This is a genomic window from Porphyromonas bennonis DSM 23058 = JCM 16335 (genome assembly GCF_000375645.1).
In the GTDB taxonomy this organism is placed as follows: domain Bacteria; phylum Bacteroidota; class Bacteroidia; order Bacteroidales; family Porphyromonadaceae; genus Porphyromonas_A; species Porphyromonas_A bennonis.
In genome coordinates, this window is sequence record NZ_AQWR01000012.1 from 1 (window position 1) to 17,594 (window position 17,594).

General features: G+C 57.5%; 13 protein-coding genes and 1 tRNA gene. 6 read left to right on the plus strand and 8 right to left on the minus strand.

Translation table 11 applies throughout. The annotated features are described in order from the left end of the window. The first annotated feature begins 1 nt into the window (after position 1). Both B088_RS03425 and B088_RS03430 read left to right on the plus strand, forming a co-directional pair. Positions 2-79 (plus strand) — tRNA-Val (locus tag B088_RS03425). 85 nt (positions 80-164) lie between these two features. Then, the gene (locus B088_RS03430; protein ID WP_026170468.1) at positions 165-1,271 is read left to right on the plus strand and encodes a tetratricopeptide repeat protein; all 1,107 of its coding nucleotides are present in this window, start codon (positions 165-167) and stop codon (positions 1,269-1,271) included. Between the two features lie 237 nt (positions 1,272-1,508). Here B088_RS03430 and B088_RS03435 read toward each other — a convergent pair whose 3' ends face one another. The 8 genes from B088_RS03435 to B088_RS03470 form a co-directional block, all read right to left on the minus strand. Next, positions 1,509-2,309, minus strand: coding sequence for a GIN domain-containing protein (locus B088_RS03435; RefSeq protein ID WP_018107010.1), 801 nt, complete (start codon positions 2,307-2,309; stop codon positions 1,509-1,511). A gap of 24 nt (positions 2,310-2,333) precedes the next feature. After that, on the minus strand, positions 2,334-3,692 hold the full coding sequence (locus B088_RS03440) for a TolC family protein (RefSeq protein ID WP_018107011.1): 1,359 nt from the start codon (positions 3,690-3,692) through the stop codon (positions 2,334-2,336). A 6-nt stretch (positions 3,693-3,698) separates the two neighbouring features. Next, on the minus strand, positions 3,699-4,850 hold the full coding sequence (locus B088_RS03445) for an efflux RND transporter periplasmic adaptor subunit (RefSeq protein ID WP_018107012.1): 1,152 nt from the start codon (positions 4,848-4,850) through the stop codon (positions 3,699-3,701). Between the two features lie 50 nt (positions 4,851-4,900). Then, positions 4,901-6,178, minus strand: a complete 1,278-nt coding sequence (locus tag B088_RS03450) for an ABC transporter permease (protein ID WP_018107013.1) — start codon at positions 6,176-6,178, stop codon at positions 4,901-4,903. Between the two features lie 4 nt (positions 6,179-6,182). Continuing rightward, positions 6,183-7,469, minus strand: a complete 1,287-nt coding sequence (locus B088_RS03455) for an ABC transporter permease (protein WP_018107014.1) — start codon at positions 7,467-7,469, stop codon at positions 6,183-6,185. Then, a complete protein-coding gene (locus tag B088_RS03460; protein ID WP_018107015.1) occupies positions 7,466-8,164 on the minus strand; it encodes an ABC transporter ATP-binding protein in 699 nt (232 codons plus the stop codon). The genes B088_RS03455 and B088_RS03460 overlap by 4 nt, the downstream gene beginning before the upstream one ends. Before the next feature lie 184 nt (positions 8,165-8,348). Further along, on the minus strand, positions 8,349-8,792 hold the full coding sequence (locus B088_RS03465; RefSeq protein ID WP_038973886.1) for a DUF695 domain-containing protein: 444 nt from the start codon (positions 8,790-8,792) through the stop codon (positions 8,349-8,351). Positions 8,793-8,798: 6 nt separating this feature from the next. Further along, a complete protein-coding gene (locus tag B088_RS03470) occupies positions 8,799-9,713 on the minus strand; it encodes a YitT family protein (RefSeq protein ID WP_018107017.1) in 915 nt (304 codons plus the stop codon). Between the two features lie 184 nt (positions 9,714-9,897). Between B088_RS03470 and B088_RS03475 the strand changes: the two genes are divergently transcribed. The 4 genes from B088_RS03475 to B088_RS03490 all read left to right on the plus strand — a co-directional run bounded on the left by B088_RS03475 (position 9,898) and on the right by B088_RS03490 (position 17,074). After that, positions 9,898-13,176, plus strand: a complete 3,279-nt coding sequence (locus B088_RS03475; protein WP_018107018.1) for a SusC/RagA family TonB-linked outer membrane protein — start codon at positions 9,898-9,900, stop codon at positions 13,174-13,176. A gap of 13 nt (positions 13,177-13,189) precedes the next feature. Continuing rightward, positions 13,190-14,641: a SusD/RagB family nutrient-binding outer membrane lipoprotein gene (locus B088_RS03480; RefSeq protein ID WP_018107019.1), complete on the plus strand. Its 1,452-nt coding sequence runs from the start codon at positions 13,190-13,192 to the stop codon at positions 14,639-14,641. Next, positions 14,629-16,254, plus strand: coding sequence for a calcineurin-like phosphoesterase C-terminal domain-containing protein (locus tag B088_RS03485; protein ID WP_245546720.1), 1,626 nt, complete (start codon positions 14,629-14,631; stop codon positions 16,252-16,254). Before B088_RS03480 ends, B088_RS03485 begins: the two co-directional genes overlap by 13 nt. 502 nt (positions 16,255-16,756) lie before the next feature. Further along, positions 16,757-17,074 (plus strand): hypothetical protein, encoded by a 318-nt coding sequence (locus B088_RS03490; protein WP_018107022.1) that lies wholly within the window; start codon positions 16,757-16,759, stop codon positions 17,072-17,074. Positions 17,075-17,594 lie beyond the last annotated feature (520 nt).

Sequence of the window (17,594 nt, forward strand, 5' to 3'; positions counted from 1 at the left end):
CGGATCCTTAGCTCAGTTGGTTTAGAGCGTCTGTCTTACAAACAGAGGGTCGTAGGTTCGAATCCTACAGGGTCCACCATCGTACCGCTATCGAGTCGAGAGACTTGGTAGTGGTTTTTTTGTATCTTGTGCCGAGGAATGATTTATAATGAAAGGGATATCGTATGGAGAAATCGGTGATCCGGTGCATCCACCGCAAAGCGCTGCTTTGGTTGCTCTTGTGTGTGATGCCGATGATGGCGGTCGCCCAGGATGACGTAACCGAGTCGGAGGTGCAGCGATTGATCGATGAGGGGCTGTACTACCGTGCTCTGGAGCTGCTGGAGAGCTGCCCCGACAGCCTCAAGAACCCCGTGATGCTCCGGCAGGAGACCCGTGTCCTCACCTCCTTTGCCCGATACGAGGAGGCGAAGGCACTGATCCTGCCGCTGGCGAAGGATGAGGGCTCCGTGATCGACAAGCAACTGCTGGCGGGGATCTACGAGAGCATGCAGCTGCCCGACTCCGCCATCACTGTCCGTGAGGAGATCAAGCAGCTCTCCCCGTATAATATCGTCAATGTCCTCCGCCTCTCCGACCTCTATGAGGAGAAGGGGGTGGGCTTCCTCGGTCTGACGATGATGAATAGCTTCCTCTACGAGTATCCCGACAATCGCCCCGTGAGGCAGCGTCGTGCGGCAGTGAATTACGCCGCAGGCTATTACCGGGATGCCTATGCTGACTTCGACATCCTCTACCATGCCGGGGATAGGAGTATGAATACGGTCTACTACCATGGTCAGTCGCTCATGCAGCAGGACTCCCTCGAGCAGGCGATCCCGGTGCTGAAGGAGGCAATAAAGATCTCCGAGGAGGCCAATCCTTTCCCGATGATTGACCTCGCAGGCGTCTATATAGAGCAGAAGAAACCCGCTGATGCAGCACTCTACCTCGCCAAGGTGGACTCCCTTATGGAGCGGACCCCGCTGCGGATCCAGGTACTCAAGAGCTACCACGACCTGATGGCAGAGACGGACTTCCTCCGTGGGGCTTACCGCTCCTCGCTCCGCCACCTCAGAGATCTCGGTCGCCTTGCCCCCGACCTGCCGGACATCCCCTACAGGCAGTCTCTGACGTACAGGGAGCTGGGAGATACCGCTGCCGAGATGAAGGCTCTGGAGACTTACCTCGAGCTCCGCAGTGACCCGGGGCGAAAGCCCTCCCCGAGGGTCCTCTATGCCCGCAAGCGGCTGGAGCAGCTGAGTGAGGATCGCTTTATGCAGCAGCGGTAATGGTGAGGGGCTGCATACGAGGTCAAGTGAACGGATCCGAAGCTCCGCAAAAGAGCGTCAGTCGGCTCGCCCATCACCATCCGTCTTGAGAGTAAATTCTTTTTCCGGTAAAGGATGAGCGGACGCTTATCCATAAGAGTGAACTCCCCAGGACATAGCTTATGGCGGGCGGGTGTGCCGAGAGAGGACTCTTGGCACACCCGCCCGCCATTAGGACTCTGTCAGAGGTCGGGGCTATTACTTGGCGATGATGATCTCGATGTCGCCCTTGCCGTCGCAGGTGATGTTGCGGCGGTCAGTGCAGCGGATGGTGATCTCGGAGGAGAGATCGGCATCGAGGGTGCCGCCCTTCACTGTGAGATCACTCCCATCCACCTCGCCACCTGAGGAGGCGGAGATACTGACGGTGTCGCCGGTGCCGGTTAGGGTGATCTCGCCCCCGGTACCGGCATGCATGTCTGCGAGGTGAAAGGAGCCGGTGTACTCGATCCCGCTCCCGGTCTTGGACTTGAGCTTCAGTGTCCTATGCTTACCGGAGAGGTAGATCTCGCCCCCGGTGGCGGCAGTGGCGATCACTTCTCGTGCATCACCGGTGAAGAGCAGTTCGCCGCCGGTGAAGCACTTCAGCTCCAGCCGGGCGATCTTGGTGGGGCGGTAGTTCTTGTCTATATGCAGCTCAGCGCCGGTCTCCGCCTTCAGGGCGGTGAGGCTATTGAGATCGGTGAGGGTGACGACGGCGAGATAGGTGTGGTCGTCGTCTTTGATGGTCCCAAAGGAGGGCTTCATCGAGATCCGGAGCGACTTCTTCGAGGCATCGGTAGAGCACTTGACCTTGTCGAGGTTGTCGACGTAGAGGTCCACTTTATTCTCCGTGCCGGGACGGAGCACCACCTCGAAGCCTGTAGAGGCGGTTATGTCGGTGGGGCAGTAGTCGAGGGTGATGGTCTTATCCGGCACCTGGCCGGGCTCCTGAGCCTCTGCGGCGACAAAGCCGGCGAGTAGGGCGAGGGAGGCAAGTAGGTATCTTAGGGTGCGCATAGTGTTTGGTATGAAATAAAAGAGTTATCGGGGTAGAGTGCCGGTGAGGTAGTAGGTGAGGTTGATCGAGCGGAGGAGGCGGGTGTAGACGCTCTGGAGGTACTGCGACTTGGCTCCGATGAGCTTATTCTTGGACTGCTCCCACTCGTAGGCGGTGATGCGACCGGCGTTGTACTCCTTCTCGGTCATGTCGAGGGACTCCTGCGCCACTTCTACATTATCCTTGGAGAGGCGGTAGGACTCCTCCGCCTTGCGGAGGTCAGCGGTGGCGAGGGTGATGTTTCGCCGCTCGCTAAACTGCTGCTGGATGAGCTGTCCGAGGGCGCTCTCCCGCTGCAGCTCTGCCTGACGGACGGAGGCGCGGACCTGACCGCGATTGAAGATCGGGATGGAGAGCGAGAGACCGATGGTGTACTGACCATTTGACTTGAGCTGGTCGCCGAAGGACTGATTGATGACCTCGTCACCGAAGTAGTGGAAGTAGCCATTGGAGTAGCCGCCGGAGAGACTTAGGCGGGGCATATAGCCAGCCTTGGCGCGCTTGACGTCGTAGGAGGAGAGGTCGTATCGCAGCTGAGCCAGTCGGAGGGAGGGGTTGGTCCACTCCGGTGCCGCACGATAGGGTGACTCCCGCTCCAGCCGGGCGATAACGCTCTCGGGATCCTCTCTCGGGACGGTGAAGGTCTCGCCCTCCTCCGTGATGCCCATATCGAGTCGGAGGACGCGCATGGCACGGTCGAGGTCGGACTTTGCCTCATTGAGCGCCAGGCGATCCTGACCCACCTGGGTGCGCATCTTGAGCTGCTCCGAGGGGGCGAGCTTGCCAGCTGCCACCTGAGCATCGACCCGCTTCTGCTGCATAAGGGAGAGGGAGAGATTCTCCTCCGCCACCTCGACGATCTGCTGAGCGAGGAGCACGCCGACGTAGCTGGAGGCGACGGTGAGGGCGATCCGGTCCTCCACCTCGTCGAGGATGTAGTCCTTGCTCTCGAGCGCCTCTTGGCTGCTCTTAAGCGCCCACCAGCGGGCTCCGCCCTCAAAGAGGGAGAGCGAAGTGGAGACACTGAGTCCGGTGGAGGAGCCGTTGTTCTTCCTCAGCACCTTATCGTGTCCCTGGGTGTAGCCAAAGGAGAAGTTTTGCCCCACGCCTGCATTGAGGTCGGGGAGGAAGTTCATCCTTGCGGACTGCTCCTGCACCTCGAGCTGCTCCATCTGCACCCGCGCGGGGATCAGGTCGGGACTGTGCCTCTGTGCGTAGGTGATGCACTGCGAGAGGGTCATCTCGCCACTGAGGGTAGGCTCCGCCTCCGGCACCTGCGCCTCAGCCGTGAGGGCGAGGAGCGGGAGGAGTAGGGTGGGGATGAAAAGTCTGTGAGCGATCATGGTGGATTAGTTCTTCTTCTTCATGAGATTACCGCGGAGGGTCTCGTCGCCGGTGAGCCCGGAGAGTACCTCCACCTTGATGCCGTCGGAGAGGCCAAGAGTCACCTCCTTCTTCTCATACTCTCCCTTGCCGCCCTTGACGAAGACGAAGCTCTTGTCGCCCTCGTAGGTGACGGTCGCCTCGGGGATGGTGAGGACGCCGGTCTTGTGCGCCATCTCTACCTCGGCATTGCTGGAGAAGCCAGCCTTGAGCGCCGAGAGGTCGTCGCCCGAGATCGCCGCCTTCACCTCGAAGAGGATCGTCCCGCTGGTGTCCTTCCCCTTGGGGGAGACGTACTCCACGACGGCGTGGTAGGTCTTGTCCTTGAGCGCCCCGACGTGGATCGTGACGGGGGAGCCTACGGTGACGTTATTGACGTCGCTCTCATTGACATTACCGATGAAGAGGAGGTCGGTGAGGTCGGCGATGCTGACGACGGTGGTACCTTCGTTGAAGTTATTCGCCATCGTGACGCGTGAGCCGACCTTGACCGGCTGCTCGAGGATAGTACCGGTGACGGTGGCAAAGACGAGGGTGTTATTCCGCTTGGAGGTAGAGGCGGAGGAGCCGGTGCGGGTGAGGTCAAGCTGCTCGACGGCGGAGCTGTACTCGATCTTGGCGCGGCGGTAGTTGGCGAGCGAGGTCTCGTAGGCCTCCTTGGCAAGGATCTGCTGGTCGTAGAGGGACTTGTCGCGGTTGTAGACCTCCTCGGTGCGCTTCAGGTCGACGCGGGCGGCATCGACGCGAGAGGCGGCACTCTGGACCATGGCGACGTCGGGGACCATCTGAATCTTGGCGATCAGCTCTCCCTCCTGGACGAAGTCGCCGGGGAGGTGATTGAGCTCGGCGATGATGCCGTTCATATTGGGCTTCACGAGGATCTCGTCGCGCGGCTCGATGGAGCCGGTAAGGACGGTCGACTTGACGATCGAGTCATTGGCGGTCGGGGTGACCTCCTCGTAGAGCTCCTTCGTCTTCCCCTGCGACTTGACGATCGCGGTGGCGATGACGCCGATGATGGCGAGACCGAGGACGACCCAGAGGAGGATCTTGGGCCACTTCTTCGCACGCTTCTTCTGCACCGGGACGGTGCCGGACTGTGATGGATCTTGGATCATAATGGAGATATGATTGGTAGTTATTGTTTTTGTCTATGAGGAAAAGGGGATTACTCGTCGCGTATGGCGTCGATCGCCTTGATGCCGAGAGCCTTCTGTACCGGCAACAGCCCGGCAAAGGCACCCGAAAGGATCATGATGATGAGAGAGAAGAGGAGGATCCCGGGCGTCGGGTAGGGGCGTACGAAGATCTCAGCCAGCTTGCCGGTACTCTCCGACAGGGCGCCGATGCCGAGGAGAAGGAGCAGTCCGACGAGCAGCCCGAGGAGCCCGGCGACGAGGATCATCGCCATCGACTCGAGCATAAATTGGATCACAATGTCGATCGGCTTGGCTCCGAGGGCGCGGCGGACACCGATCTCCCGCTGCCGCTCCTTGACGGTCACGAGGAGGATGTTGCTGACCGAGATGACGCCGGTGAGGAGGGTGCCGAGACCGATGATCCAGACGAGGGCATTCAGGAGGTTGGCCATCAGGTCAAAGATCCGGAGCTGTGACTCGACGTCCACCATACCGAGCGCTCCGGTGTCGGTCGGGTCCACGTGGTGGGCGCGAGCGATGTAGCCACTGAGCTCGCTCCGGAGGTCGTCGGCTGTGCTGCCCTCCTTAAGCAGTCCGGAGATCATCACCTCCCGGTCTAGATTGCCGCCGACGGCGAAGTCTATCGGCACCTCGACACACCACTTGGCATTATATCCAAGATTGAAGTTGTCGTTCATAGTCTCGATCACCCCTACGATGCGGAAGGCAATCCCTCCGACGGAGAGGTACTTCCCCACTGCGTCCTCCGGCTTGTCAAAGAAGTTCTTTGTCGTCCTCAGTCCCATGACACAGACCGGGTCACCCCGCTTGATCTCCTCGCGAGTCATATAGCGCCCATAAGAGACGATCACCGGGCGGATGTCGTAGGGGTACTCGTGAGTGACGCCGACGACGAAGTCCTTTGCCGACTTGCCGTTGGCAGTGATCTGGGAGTCCGACCACATGTTTTCCTTATTGAAGCCGAGGAAGCAACCTGCCTTATCGAGGCTCTTGGCATGGTCGCTCATCCAGAGGTAGTCCCGGTAGGTGAGCTCGATGTAGCGGTTGGCCTTATAACCCCGGTAGGGCTTGGTAGTTCGACTCCCAAAGACTGCGACCATACGCTTGGAGAGGGTGGAGAAACCCTCGTTGATGCTGTTACCGATGCCGGTGCCCAGCCCGTCAAGGAGGACGAAGAAAAACATCCCGAAGAAGACCCCCAGTGACGTGACGAGGGTGCGGCGGCGGTTGCGTCTCAGCGAGTAGAAGACCTCGCTCCAGAGCTCTGTGGAGAATAGCTTACTCATACACTTACTTATCTCTCATGGCGATGACGGCAGGGACATGGATGGCGTGGCGTGCCGGACGGATGCCGGCGATGATGCCGACGAGCACCAGTACGATCAGCGCTCCGATGGCGATGCTGAGGTTGACACTCGGGTCGCTGACGATGTGGTAGTAGGCCGCCTCGGCACCATTTTCATTATTTATCTCCTGGATCGCCCAGCTATCGTGCTCGGCAGAGTAGCCGATGAGCCGGACGATGCCGGCGCCGAGGAGCAGCCCGACGAGACCGGAGACGACGGAGAGGGCGACGCTCTCGCCGAGGATCATCTTGAGTATGTCTCTCGGTCGGGCGCCGAGGGCCTTGCGGATGCCGATCTCCCGCATCCGCTCCCGCACGGTGACGGTCATGATGGTGGAGACGCCGATGGAGCCGACGGCGAGGCTGCCGAGCCCCATGATCCAGAGGAGCATGTCGAGACCATTGAAGGCCTTGTCCATTGAGTTTTTCACATCCGTGGAGCTGTGGAGTCGGAAGACGTAGGCATCGTTGGGGTCAAACTTCAGCATACTCGACAGCTCGCCCTTAAGTCGCTCCTCGAAGCTCTTCATCTCTTCTGCCTTGGACCCTTTTGGGTAAAGCTTGAGGTTGCTCACCTCGATCATCTGATTGGGGTAGAGACCCTGGTAGGTGGTGAGCGGTATCTCAGTCACGGCGAAGAAGGGATTGACATCCTCCGTCACGCCGATGATGCGGTAGCTGACTCCGCCGGCGATGATCACCTGCCCGATCGGGTCGGTGCCGGCCTCGAAGAGCTTGGAGATAGTACTCTTGCAGAGCAGCGCCACCCGCTCCCCCGTAGCCAGTTCGCGGGGGGAGAATGTGCGACCCTGTATCACGCGGAGGGTGCGGAATCGCTCACTCAGTGGCGTGGCTGTATCCAGTTGGGTGCTGGCGGAGCCGAAGTCGGTGGTGAAGGTGAGGAAGGAGAAGCTCGGGGCCGGATCGATGCCGTAGAGATCATCGGCAAAGGTGCTCCTCAGGCGATCGATCTGCTCGGCGGTCAGCCGGGGCTTCCGTCCCTTCTGGTACCCCGCATAGGGCAGGTCGGTCTCCTGGAGGGTGACCTTCGTCCCGAAGTGGCTCATCCCCATATCCTCAGACATGCGGGTGGCACCATTGCGGATGCCGGTCCCGATGCCCAGCAGCACGACAAGGATGATGATCCCCCATGCGATGGTGAAGGAGGTGAGGAAGGTGCGGAGCTTGCTCGTCCGCATAGAGGCGAGGATCTCGGCAAATAGCTCTTTCATGGCTCGTCGGTGATGAGGCCGTCCTTGATGTGAATGATCCTGTCGGTCAGCTCTGCCACCTCCTTGGCGTGGGTGACGATGAGCTCGGTCATGTGGTCCTCCTCATTGATCTCCCTGAGGAGCCGCATCACGTCATCGGCCGTGGTGCTGTCGAGTGCGCCGGTCGGCTCATCGGCGAGGAGAAGGCGGGGGCGGGTGATGAGGGCTCGGGCGATGGAGACGCGCTGCTTCTGTCCGCCGGACATCTCATTAGGCAGGTGATCCCTCCAGGGGAGCAGTCCCACGCGGTCGAGATACTCCTCGGCGAGCTTCATCCGCTTGCGGGTACTGACGCCCTGGTAGTAGAGCGGCAGGGCGACATTCTCCAGCGCGGTCTTGAAGGAGATGAGGTTGAAGGACTGGAAGACAAATCCGATCTTATGTCCCCGAAGCTCCGCTGCTTCGTTCTCCCCCGGACGGGTGATCAGCTGCCCATCCAGGTAGTATGAGCCGGCGTCGTAGGTGTCGAGGATGCCGAGGACATTGAGTAGGGTACTCTTGCCGGAGCCACTCGCTCCCATCAGAGACACCATCTCTCCCTCCTCGACCCGGAGGGAGACGCCCTTGAGGACGTGGAGCGGCTGAGCTCCCGGATATGTCTTGTGCAGCTCCCGGACGTCGACTACCGGGGTGCGCTCTCTGCTGTCTGTCTCCATTGCGTTACTTACTTTGATTGGTTGACGAAGCAAAGATATGTATAATCTCGGTACCTTACAAATTTATAGTAGCTATTCTTGAGGGAAAATTGAGTTTTCTTTCATCTTCCCTCCACGAAGTCCGATATAGAGCGGGGACGCACTTCTATCTGAAGTGCGTCCCCGCTTTGCGTTTACGGGTAGGCTACTCGGCCGCGATCAGCGGTTCCACCTCGCCGAAAGCGAGTCCCTCTCGATCCTCCTCGGCATAGATCTCCAGCGGGTAGTCCGGCAGCTCTGAGGAGGCTTCGTTGAGCATCTCCTGGAAGGCTGGGATATTCCGCGTGTAGATGCACCAGAGGCAGCGATCCTCGCCCACCACCTCGTAGGCGAGCAGGGCAAGCTTATCCCGCTCGAGAGCTTCGTCGATCACCCGCTCGCGGAAGCCCTTCATCGCATCGGCGGTCTCAGGATCGGGGAGCCCCTTCTCGTCCCCATCGTAGGGCCAGGTGATATCGACCCGATAGGGATACTTGCCGGTGGACAGCTCCTCACGCAGGTGGGTGCGTATGTGGAGGAAGCGCATCACCGAGGGATCATACTCGCCGTCCACGGGGACGGTACACATTTCCGGACTTAGCTTAGACATAAGAGATTACTGATGAGGAGCCTTAGGGATCGGCAGTGGATCCTCGCCGGCATCCATGGTGGAGATAAAGGCCTTCGGGTCCAAGGCTCTGACTTCGCTACGTATGCGGCGGAGTGTCTTCCGCTCAGCGACGATGAAGAGCACCTCGCGCTCCACGCTCTCGTACATGCCCCGGCCGTGGAGGATCGATCCCCGTACGCCGAGGGCAGATAGACACTGACGGATAGGCTCCACCTGAGAGGAGACGATGAAGACCGCCTTCTTGGGGTTCTCAGGCGAGAGAAACTCGACCACCCGACCGTATATAAATATGGTGAGCCACGAGTAGAGCGGCACCTTGATGTCCCCGAAGACCAGCAGTCCGAAGATGACCACGATCGAGTCGATGATGATGATGCAGGTGCCGAGCTTGATATTGCGTCCCTTCGAGATGATCCGCCCCAGCACATCCGTCCCGGCGCTCGTGCTCTCGGCGCGGAAGACGAAGTAGACCCCCACGCCGAGGATCGCCCCACCGTAGCAGGAGGCGAGGATCATATCGTCGATGATCGGCTTGTGGTCGAGGAAGAGGGTGATCCCGTCGGTGAAGAGCGAGATGAGGATAAAGGTGAGCACCGTCTTTGGTCCCGACTTCAGCCCCAGCTTATGCATCGCGAGGAGGAGAAGGGGGACGTTGAAGAAGAGAGCTGTCGTCCCGATCGGCAGACCGTCGGGAGCAAATGCAAATACCCCCCTCGTCAGCTCATGGAGGGCTATGGTGATACCATAGACCCCACCGGGGATGATGTCGTTGGGGGCGATGAAGCCACCATACGCCAGCGCCTCGAGGAAGGAGCCGATGACGATCAGGAGGATGTCCTTTGCCAGAGGTCCGGCTCGGTGAGTCGTTGTCTCAGCGGAGGGGACAGCAGGGTCAGTCATTGTAGGGATTGTATCAAGTAATCGTGGTTGATTCTGATGCGAAGTTAGCCATTTTCCCTCTCACCGCCACCAGCCCGCCCACCGCCTCGATTCCTTCACTATAATGAGATGTCGGCGTAATTCCATTGTGACACTATACTTCTAAGTTTGCAAATAAATTTACAAACGATGAACATTTATTGAGATGGTCGAGAAATCATTATGCAGACATGTAGCTCTATGTGCTGTAGGGCTCTGCCTTGCTCTCCTCTTTCCAGTCCTGGTCTTTGCACAAGAGACCTATGTCACTGGGACAGTCTATGACGAGAATGACGAGCCCATGATGGGTGTGACAGTAGCCAATCGAGAGATGAGTACAGGCACAGCCACCAATATGGAGGGAAAGTACCGCGTAAGGGCCTCCAAAGGTCAGGTGCTCACCTTCTCCTTTGTGGGTTATCAGACCCAGAGGATCACGTGGAGTGGGACTACTCCGCTCGATGTCCACATGAGAGTCAACGCAGAGACCTTGGATGAGGTGGTCGTAACTGCCCTTGGAATCAAGCGTGAGGCTCGATCACTTGGGTACTCGACCGAGAATCTGGATGGTGAGTCGATCACCCACACCATGCCCTCTAACTGGTCTAGTGCACTCTCTGGGAAGGTATCGGGACTGAATATCGTCTCTCCGGGTGGTCCACTCGGCTCTACGAGGGTCTCCCTAAGAGGAGACATCTCTCTCAATGTGGACGGAAATGCCGCTCTGATCGTCGTGGATGGAGTCCCTATGAGCAGCAAGATCTCTAATCCGGGGGTGGCCTATGCAGCGGGAGGCAATTCTGAGCTCTCCGTCGACTACGGAAATGGATTTGCCGACATCAATCCCAGCGATATTGCAGACATCCAGGTGCTTAAGGGGGCGGGAGCCACGGCGCTCTACGGCTCTCGTGCAGCCAATGGAGCGATCATCATCACGACGAAGAACGGTAGCTCCGGCAGCCGTAAGGGGATCGGCGTGTCGATCTCATCGGCCGTCACCTTCGAGGACATCATGCGCTGGCCGGACTATCAGTATGAGTTTGGTCAGGGTCGTCCGACCAATATCGGGAAGAAGGGCACTGAGTATGAGGGCGAGCTCTACTACTCCTATGGAGCCTCCCCGGATGGAAATCCCGGCACCAGTGGGACGAGCAGTGCCTTTGGTGCGCGATTTGATCCCTCTCGGCTCTTCTACCAGTACGATCCGGTCACTCAGACAAGATCGGAGGTCGCTACCCCCTGGGTCGCCTATCCCAATAATCGCAAGGATCTCTTCCGTACCGGTGTCACCTCGACCTGTACCGTCGCTCTCACCAGCAATCACAAGGGTGGATCCCTACGTGGATCGATCACCTACTCTAATAATCGCTGGATCCTTCCCAATACAGGCTATGACCGCTTTACGGTCAGTATCTCTGGTACCCAGAGTATCTCTGACAAGATCCGGATGAACTATAGCACCTCCTATACTAGGAAGGATGTGCACAATACTCCGGGACTGGGGTACAATAGCAACTCCATCTCCTACTTCCTGATCTTCCAGAACCCTAACGTCAATCTCGACTGGCTCCGTCCCATGTGGCGGATCGGGCAGGAGGGATTCAATCAGCTGCAGCCCTACAGCTCCTACATCGGCAATCCCTTCGTGATCCTCCACGAGGCGATCAATCCTGCACTCTCGCAGAGCAATAGGACTACGCTGTCCGTCACCTATGACATCACCCCTGAGCTCTCCCTGATGGCTCGTACGGGAGTCCGTATTGCTGCTGACCATCGAGAGCAGCACCGCCCTATCAGTGACGTGGTGTATAGGGATGGCTTCTTCAAGCAGCAAAATATCCTCGACTATGAGATCAATACCGATATGCTCCTGACCTGGAAGAAAGATCTGACGAAGGAGATCGGAGTTACTGCCTCTCTCGGAGGAAACATGATGGAATCTCGCTACGACGAGCTGTCGGCTGCCACTCATGGGCTGAAGGTCCCTCGTGTATATAATCTGGCCAACGCCCTCTCCACCCCCGAGGTGAAGCCACGGATCAGTAATAAGGCGATCAATAGCCTCTACTTCGTGCTCAATACGAGCTATAAGAATGCGCTCTTCCTTGACATCACCGGACGCAATGACTGGTCCTCCACCCTTCCTGAGGCCAATAGGTCCTACTTCTACCCTTCGGTCAATCTCAGCGCAGTCGTCAATGAGCTGGTCGAGATGCCGAGCGTCATAAGCCTCCTCAAGCTCCGTGGCTCCTGGGCTCAGGTAGGTAATGACACCAGTCCCTACAAGACCTCTCAGTACTACACCACGAGCGAGCTCCCGGGGTCGCTCATCCTCCCCACCACCCTGTACAATCAGGAGTTTCTCCCTGAGATCTCGACCAATTATGAGGTCGGATTTGACTACAGGATGTTTGACGATCGTCTCAGCGTAGACCTCACGTACTACTACAATAGGACCCGCAATCAGATCCTCGATGCACCGATCGATCCCACTACGGGATATACTCGTGCGACGATCAATTCGGGTACGGTGCAGAATATGGGTCTGGAGCTAGAGCTGGGAGCTATCCCAGTGGTGACGCCTGACTTCAAGTGGACGACCAAGGTCACCTGGTCGACCAATCAGAATAAGATCCTCTCCCTCGCAGAGGGCTCTGACGAAAATCAGGTGATCGCCTCCGTGGGAGGGACCTTTCACCTCATCGGTACTGTGGGAGGGTCAGTGACCGATATCTGGGGCTACAAGCTCGTGCGCAATGAAGATGGACATGTGGTGATCGGCAAGAATGGTCTCCCTGAGCGACCCTCAGAGATCGAGAGAGTGGGCAATGCCAGTCCCAAGTGGAGAGCTGGATGGCTCAATCAATTTAGTTACAAGGGTCTCTCCGTCAGCATACTCCTTGATGGACAGTATGGTGGTCTCGCCTACTCTCAGTCTCACCACAAGATGACAGAGCAGGGCAAGCTTGCCCATACGCTCAATGGACGACTCCCAGGGACGGACTTCTATATCCCCAAGGGCGATCCTCGTATCCTCGCTGATCCCAGCCTGACCAATCTCGGTGGTATCTACATGGTGATCCCCGGTGTAGTGCGCAATGGTGACGGCTCCTACTCTCCCAATGAGCAGCTCGTCACTGTGGAGTCTTACTACAAGGACTACTATCGCAGAGCCAATGTGGAGACCAATACCTTCGACACTTCCTTCATCAAGCTGAGAGAGATCTCTGTCGGATACTCTCTACCTAAGAAATGGCTTGACCGTACCTTTATCTCCGGTTGTACGGTCTCTGCCTTTGGGCGAAATCTCCTCTGCTTCACTAAGTACCCGCTCTATGATCCTGAGACGGCAGCTCTCAACTCCAGCTCCATCGTCGTAGGTATCGAGAATGGTGCACTCCCCTCTACCAAGTCTTATGGCCTCAATTTTAGTATTGCATTCTAAGGAGAATACTGACATGATGAAATACCTCAAGCTCACACTCACCGCTCTCATCGCCCTCGGCACGCTAGTTGGATGCCAGGATATGAATGAGATCAATACAGACAGGACGAGGATGCAGACGGCAGATCCGGGCGCATTCATTGATCCGGTCCTCTTCGAGGTCACAAGCTACAATTGGCACCGATTCAATGGCTTCACCTTCCACCTGATGCAGGAAGTGGTCACCACCAATAGCAACATGGGCAAAGGCTGGCTCTACATCTCTGACACCGAAGGGGACGGAGCCTGGACGACCTACTACCGCTGGCTCAATAATATCGACGCCATAGAGAAGGAGGCGATCGAGAGAGAGGCGCCCAACTACCGTGCGGTGGCTCTCACCCTCAAGAGCTGGATCTACTCCCTCCTGGTGGACTCCTTTGGGGACATCCCCATGAGTGAGGCGACGAGTGCCGACGAGCAGATCTATAGACCCAAGTTTGACACTCAGCTCGAGGTCTACAGGCAGATCTTGGCAGATCTGGAGGAGGCAAATAGTCTCTTCGATGAGTCACAGGGTCTCGTCTTCAATAAGAAGGGGGAGCTGCTTTACGGCACCGATGATCGGCTCGTCTCAGGTGTCTCGCCCGGGATTGTGAAGTGGCGAAAGTTTGCCAATTCGCTCCGCCTCCGCGTCCTCCTGAGATCACTCAGCGTGGACGCCCTTGGGGGAGCAGATACGATCAGAGAGATGCTGGCCAATCCGGAGAAGTACCCGATCTTCGAGTCCAATGAGGATGAGGCGAAGCTCTACATCACCGGTGCCGCTCCCTACGTCGCTCCAATGGTCCGCCCGCAGGACTTCACCTCCTACAAGGCTCTATCCGAGTTCTTCATCGACAATCTGATGGAGTGGAGTGATCCCAGACTGCCCGTCTTTGCTCGTACGGTCAAGGTGGATGGCAAGGATACCTACCGAGGAATGCAGAGTGGATACTCGGTCGTGCCGAGTGGACCCGCCTCACTGCCCAGTCAGGATATCGTCAAGGCTCCACTCCATCTAATGCTCATAACCTACTCTGAGGTGGAGTTTATCCTCGCCGAGCTGATGCAGCGAGGTGTCGTCTCCGGCGATGCACAGGTTCACTATGAGAGAGGCGTAGAGGCGTCAGCACGCTTCTGGGGAGTGAGTCTACAGGAGGGCTACTTCGACAATCCCTCGACCGCCTATGACGGGTCCCTCGAGAGGATTATGCTACAGAAGTTCTACGCCCTCTTCTTCTGTGATTATCAGCAGTGGTTTGAGTACAATAGGACCGGACTGCCGGAGCTACCCTTTGGGCCGGGAGTGCCTACCGGCAATACGATGCCCAAGCGCTTTAAGTACCCCGCAATCCTACAGCGAACAAATAAAGATAACTACCAGGAGGCTCTCTCTAGTATGAGAGAGGATACTCCGTACACCAAACTAATATGGCAGAAATGAATAGACGTGTGATCTCGGCAGTAGCCCCGGCGGTACTGCTTGTGCTTGCGTCCGGCTATCAGCTGGATGCTCAGGTCCGACAGGAGATGGCTCAGGGCTATGTCTTCGAGGATCAGAATGGTAACGGACAGCGTGATGCGGGAGAGCCAGGCCTCTCCGGGGTCGGTGTCTCCAATGGCCGCGAGGTGGTCCTGACCGATCAGGAGGGCAGGTATCTGCTGCCGGTGGAGTGTAGCGGCTCGACCCTCTTCGTCATCAAGCCCTCCGGCTATCAGTCCCCTCTGAGCAAGGACTATACCCCGCTCTTCTACTACAGCTACAAGCCTCTTGGCTCACCCGAGGGGCTGAAGTACAAGGCCTTTGAGCCTACCGGTCCACTCCCGAAGGAGGTCAATTTCCCCCTCCGCAAGACTGACGAACCGCGCAAGTACTCTGTGATGGTCTTCGGTGACCCTCAGCCTCACTCAGAGACGGACGTCTCCTACTTTGGCGGTAAGGTGATCGCTGATGTACAGAGGCGTATCCCGGAGGACGCGATCTTCGGCATCTCTCTCGGCGACCTTGCATGGGACTATCTCGATCTCGAGCCGCTCTACATGCGCGAGGTGGCCAAGCTCCAGCTCCCCTGGCACAATGTCCTCGGCAATCACGATATGAATGTCGACCGCTTCATCCTCGATGATAAGGACTCGGATGAGACCTTTGAGTACTACTACGGCCCTGCCACCTATGCCTTCAATTACGGGGACGTGCACTATGTGATCATGGATGACGTCCTCTTCCCCGACCCGGGAGGTCGGACGAAGTACTGGGGAGGCTATCGCAAGGATCAGCTCGACTTCCTTGAGAGTGATCTCAAGCATGTCCGCCCGGATCAGCTCATCGTCCTCTCGCAGCATATCCATCTGGATGATGCGGGAGGGACGGATGATCACTTCCGCAGGTCGGACCGGGAGCGGCTCTTCAGGATCCTCTCACGCTTTGATCACGTCCTGGTCTTCTCAGCCCACACCCATGTCCAGCAGCTGATCGAGTACGGGCCTGAGGATGGCTGGAGGGGCAAAAATCCGCTCCTCGAGATCAATATTGGGACTACCTGTGGAGACTGGTTCTCCGGCAAGATCGGTGCTGACGGCTTCCCCGACGCAACGATGCGCGACGGCACCCCGCAGGGCTTCGGGATCCTCCGTGTGGACGGCAATCGGTATGCGCTCGACTACAGGGTGGTCGGTATGCCGGATGACTATCAGATACGTGTCACTGCGCCCAATGTGGTCGCAGCCGGCAAGGGGACCTCTGCCAGAGTACTCGCCAATATCTTTATGTGCCAGGAGGGGGACAAGGTCGAGTACCGCATCGGACAGGGCGAGTGGCGTCCGATGAGCTATGCTCCAGGCACTCCTGATCCACACTATCTGAACCTCCTCAACGAGTGGGACTACTCGGATGAGCTACTCCCGGGACGACGTCCCTCCAATGCAGTCCCCTCGACCCATATCTGGTCCGGAAGGATCGACTCCAAGCTCACACCGGGCACCTACACCATCGAGGTGAGAGCGACTGATCGCTTTGGCCGACAGCATCACGGTACTACGCGGATGAGAGTGGAGTAAGCGCCCCCCTCTTCTCGCATAAAAAGGTCCTGCGTCCCCGACATGGAGGTGCAGGATCTTTTTTTGCACTATAGCGTAGAAAAACCGCACGGATACCATCCGAAAGTTTTCTCTCTCCCAGATAAAGTTCGTGTCACCATAGTAAGCGTCACGACGTGCCGATTACAACCATATCCCGCTGGATCAGTGCCTTTGGGATCAGAACCCCAAAACAAATCAGAGAGCAGGTTATGAGTAAGAATATCAGCGACATCGAGCGTAAGCTTATCGAGAAAGAGCGTGAGTGTGAGGAGCTTAAGGTAAGACTTCGAGAGGCACAAATTGAGTGCGAGATCAAAAAAGCGTCCTTGGACTACTGTCCTCCAAGTATCACATTGATCCAATAAAAAGATCGATTTAGACTAGTGGGCGAGATGAAAGAGAAGAGCATCGGAGGTCGTGCAATCGGTGTAAGTCAGTGCTGCAAAAACCCTGAGTCAGCAGAAAAGGCTACTACAATAGAGTGAGGGCTAAGACTGCTCGTCTCGCCACCGAGGAGGGCTACGAGGAGTCCACCAAGGCGAGCGCAGTACTCTACTTTTGCCGTCGACAGCGAGAGAAGTTGCCGAGGGCGAGCGTAGCCGTACTCCACAAGCTGTCCAATGAATACTTCCGTGACATCTTCACTGTGGGTCGAGACTGGCTGTACAAGCTCCTGGATGCCAATAATATGCTCTTGAGAGAGACCAAGAAGAAGCGCCCTCCTCGGATGACAAGAGGGGTGGTCAATCATGGCTTTGAGGATCACCTCAAAACTATTACCGGTAATAGTGATCTCTAATACCGGTAATAGTGATCACTAATATCGGTATTAGAAATACGCCAGAGAGATGGCGCTCCTCGTCGCTGATCCTCAGGCGTATACAAGAGGTGGATAAAAAGGGGCGCTTGGTCGCTCTCCCGCCTGCTGTCAGTGACAAAACCGAGACCTCTAGGGGTGACGCATTTGAGCCGTGCAGAAGCTATTCAACTCATAGTGAAGAGTGGAAGACGATGCACCCCGACAGGGGTGCCCGCTTTTTAGCCACGTGGTCGAGGGGCGTAGCCCCGATGACCCGTGGACCGGGCATCGCAAGCAATCCCTCGACCCCGCCAGGGTGTCGCACTGATTGCCTGATTGGTAAGTGCGACACCCTAGCGGGGTCGGAGATCATTCCCGAGGTGGTCTTTCCCGGGGTCTTCGGCACTTCGTGCCTCGACACCCGGTCTAAAAAGCGATGATCCCTCCGGGGCTTCGCCCCTGCGGGATCGGCAGGCGATAGCAACAGGGCGGGGTTCGGTCAGCGAGATTGTATAGCGAC

Excerpts from the sequence above, each read along its gene's own strand:
- B088_RS03475 (WP_018107018.1), top strand. The coding sequence starts at position 9,898 with ATGGTCGAGAAATCATTATGCAGACATGTAGCTCTATGTGCTGTAGGG.
- B088_RS03455 (WP_018107014.1), bottom strand. The coding sequence starts at position 7,469 with ATGAAAGAGCTATTTGCCGAGATCCTCGCCTCTATGCGGACGAGCAAG.
- B088_RS03485 (WP_245546720.1), top strand. The coding sequence starts at position 14,629 with ATGGCAGAAATGAATAGACGTGTGATCTCGGCAGTAGCCCCGGCGGTA.
- B088_RS03435 (WP_018107010.1), bottom strand. The coding sequence starts at position 2,309 with ATGCGCACCCTAAGATACCTACTTGCCTCCCTCGCCCTACTCGCCGGC.
- B088_RS03465 (WP_038973886.1), bottom strand. The coding sequence starts at position 8,792 with ATGTCTAAGCTAAGTCCGGAAATGTGTACCGTCCCCGTGGACGGCGAG.
- B088_RS03445 (WP_018107012.1), bottom strand. The coding sequence starts at position 4,850 with ATGATCCAAGATCCATCACAGTCCGGCACCGTCCCGGTGCAGAAGAAG.
- B088_RS03480 (WP_018107019.1), top strand. The coding sequence starts at position 13,190 with ATGATGAAATACCTCAAGCTCACACTCACCGCTCTCATCGCCCTCGGC.
- B088_RS03440 (WP_018107011.1), bottom strand. The coding sequence starts at position 3,692 with ATGATCGCTCACAGACTTTTCATCCCCACCCTACTCCTCCCGCTCCTC.
- B088_RS03430 (WP_026170468.1), top strand. The coding sequence starts at position 165 with ATGGAGAAATCGGTGATCCGGTGCATCCACCGCAAAGCGCTGCTTTGG.
- B088_RS03450 (WP_018107013.1), bottom strand. The coding sequence starts at position 6,178 with ATGAGTAAGCTATTCTCCACAGAGCTCTGGAGCGAGGTCTTCTACTCG.
- B088_RS03470 (WP_018107017.1), bottom strand. The coding sequence starts at position 9,713 with ATGACTGACCCTGCTGTCCCCTCCGCTGAGACAACGACTCACCGAGCC.
- B088_RS03460 (WP_018107015.1), bottom strand. The coding sequence starts at position 8,164 with ATGGAGACAGACAGCAGAGAGCGCACCCCGGTAGTCGACGTCCGGGAG.